This window comes from Bacteroidales bacterium (genome assembly GCA_018334875.1).
In the GTDB taxonomy this organism is placed as follows: Bacteria; Bacteroidota; Bacteroidia; order Bacteroidales; family UBA12077; genus JAGXLC01.
Genome location: JAGXLC010000505.1, coordinates 1 through 2,708, shown reverse-complemented (window position 1 = coordinate 2,708; position 2,708 = coordinate 1). Strand labels below are relative to the sequence as shown.

At 43.6% G+C, this 2,708-nt stretch carries 2 protein-coding genes; one reads left to right on the top strand and one right to left on the bottom strand.

The window, feature by feature from the left end; genetic code table 11:
* The coding region (locus tag KGY70_20470; GenBank protein MBS3777580.1) for a PAS domain S-box protein at window positions 1-870 on the bottom strand (870 nt) is incomplete at its 3' end.
* A 165-nt stretch (window positions 871-1,035) separates the two neighbouring features.
* Here KGY70_20470 and KGY70_20465 point away from each other — a divergent pair.
* Window positions 1,036-2,337 (top strand): IS1380 family transposase, encoded by a 1,302-nt coding sequence (locus tag KGY70_20465; GenBank protein MBS3777579.1) that lies wholly within the window; start codon window positions 1,036-1,038, stop codon window positions 2,335-2,337.
* The last annotated feature ends 371 nt before the right edge of the window (window positions 2,338-2,708 follow it).

Here is a 2,708-nt window from a genome sequence, read left to right as displayed (position 1 = left end):
TTGCGTGTTGTCCTTCCTGATGTGAATGGATTCGATTGTAGCGGACTGCCCGGTTTCAAGTTTGTGCCACAAACGGTCCTGGTCCCGGCGGGAGGCGGCGTGGGGATCAATTTCCCATACAGACATTTGCAGTAATTCATCGCGCGAATATCCTGTATTTTTGCATGCCTGATCATTAACAATTAATATCTGTCCATTTAGATCATGGGCAAAGATTCCGCCGGGCAGATTTTCAAGCGCGGTCCTGAAACGTTCCTCGCTTTCCCGCAGGGCATTCTCGATTTTTTTGCGTTCGGTGATATCTACAAGAGAGACCACGCTTTGCGTGGTGCCGGCAATCATACCGATGCTAAGATAGCCGTGGCGCAAGTCGCCGCTGCGGACAAAGAAACGGAACTCGTAATTAAAAGGGGCTGCGCCGGGATGATCCCGGCGCAAATAATGGTTTTTCTTCATCCACTCCACATCATCGGGATGCACAAATTCAGTCCAGGATTTTTTCCCCTCGACCTCCTGCCTTAAATATCCTGACAGCTTTTCAAAGTTGGAATTGACATTGGAAATGGTGGTGTCCTCTTCAATGATAAACATTGCCGAACCAGAGGTCTCGAATATGGCGCGATAGTAATTTTCGGATTGATGCAGGGCATCCTCATATCGTTTTTGTTCCGTGATATCCCTTGAGCTGAATACAATTCCCTGAATATTATTGTTTTTATCCCTTAACCCGGTTTCCCTTGTTTCAATCCAGATGTAAGATCCATCCCTGCATCTGACTCTATACTTGATTCTACGGGGCGCACCTGATGAAACAAGTTCATTGTATGCTTCCTGTACCCGGTGCAGATCTTCGGGGTGCACGAAATCCATCACATTTTTTCCGGCAAGGAATTCCGGCTCATAGCCAAAAATATCATGTGATTTGCTTGCAAATTCAACCTAAAATCAGCAGTTGATTAAAAAAATTTATTGATATCAGACTGTTTATATGATATATAGCCTTCAAATTTAATTTATTTTGGAGGCATAATAAGAATGCGAAGATTTCATGTTCATTTTACCGAAAAAAATCTGACAGGCAACGCTGGCTTGGTTCATTTTGGTCACTTTTGTGAAAAGCTTAATCTGTCCAAACTGTTAAGTAAATATATTAGCATCGACCGGGGGCCTACAGCCCGATATGATACGGCCGACACAGTTATGATGCTTGTAATGGGCGTGATTGCAGGTGTTAAGCATTTGAGCCATATGGCAGTCATTCGATCCGACGGCGCGATCCGTTCGCTGTTCAAGTGGGAACAATTTCCGGATGATACGACAATTGGGCGTATTTTTAAACTGTTTAACCAGAAACACTGTAAAGAGCTTTCTGATGTCGAGGCCGAGGTTCGCAAAAAGGTATGGAACAAAAAGTGGTTCGGCCGTGTGAGATTGGATATGGACTCTTCGGTCAGGGGTGTCTGGGGGCATCAAGAGGGTGCGGAAAAAGGCTATAATCCCCAAAAACGGGGGCAGAGAAGTTATAATCCATTGTTTTGTTTTATCGCAGAAACCAGAGAATGCCTTCATAATTGGTTCCGCTCCGGCGATGCCTATACTGCCAATGGTAGTGTGGAATTTATGAAGGAATGTTTTGCCAGGCTGCCCAAGCGGGTATGGAAAGTCGATATCCGGGCAGACAGCGGTTTTTTTAATGGCGCGCTTCTGGATTTCATTGAAAGCCGGCAGGGGCAATATACGATCAAGGTAAAGATGAAGGGGCTTGTGTCGCTGCTTGAACAGCAGAACTGGCATAAAGTCCCCAAAATTGATGGTTTTGAAAAAACGGAGTTTGAGTATAAGTGTAGCGACTGGAAAAAGAAGCGCCGATTTGTAGCAATTCGCAAGATACGCGAATATACTGAAGAAACGGATAATCGATGTCTTTTCGACAGCCGGAAAATTGAGTACGAATACTTCTGTTATGTCACCAACATGGATTTGTCGCCGTGGGCCACACACAAATATTACGGCCAGCGGGCAACCAGCGAGAACTGGATTGAGTGGTGCAAAAACCATATGGCCTCCGGAAGTATTTTAACCCAGGATTTTTGGGCGAATTCAGCTATCTTTCAATCATGCATCCTGGCCTACAACTTGATGGTTTGGCTTATGTGGCTCAATCATGAAGAAGGCTTTAAAGAAGAGCCCAATACAATCCGAATGTGGCTGATTGCGGTTCCGGCCCGTCTGATGCATATGAACCGGCAATGGTTTTTAAGGTTGAATCGTAACTATCCATATAAAGAGTTATGGGAAAAAATCGAGGGCTCAATTCAACAATTGAGCTTTACCTGAGCAAATCGGGCCTTTGAAATGTAGACACAGAAACGACAAATGGAGAAGTGTGCCCTCACAGCGTTTTTTTAGCATCGATATGCTTGTGTAAAGAAAATTTATACCACCAATAAGAAAAAAATCCTGGCTTAAACATTCTTTCTTACCCCAAACAGTGTTTACGGCCAGATACTCAACGTGCTTTTTTTGTTTTTCAACAAAGGATTGCAGATTTACGGTGCCATTAAAATTTTATGGGCGTGTTTTTTTAAAATGGTTGCCTGGGAGGCGGAAAACAGGTTATAAATTAAATTTTGACCAAAGATCAGGATACGTGAAGCGACAATTTGATTAATATTTAAAGAAATGGATCGGTTATGCAGTTATTATCC

Coding starts and splice junctions, on each gene's coding strand:
- KGY70_20465 (MBS3777579.1), top strand. CDS start 1,036: ATGCGAAGATTTCATGTTCATTTTACCGAAAAAAATCTGACAGGCAAC.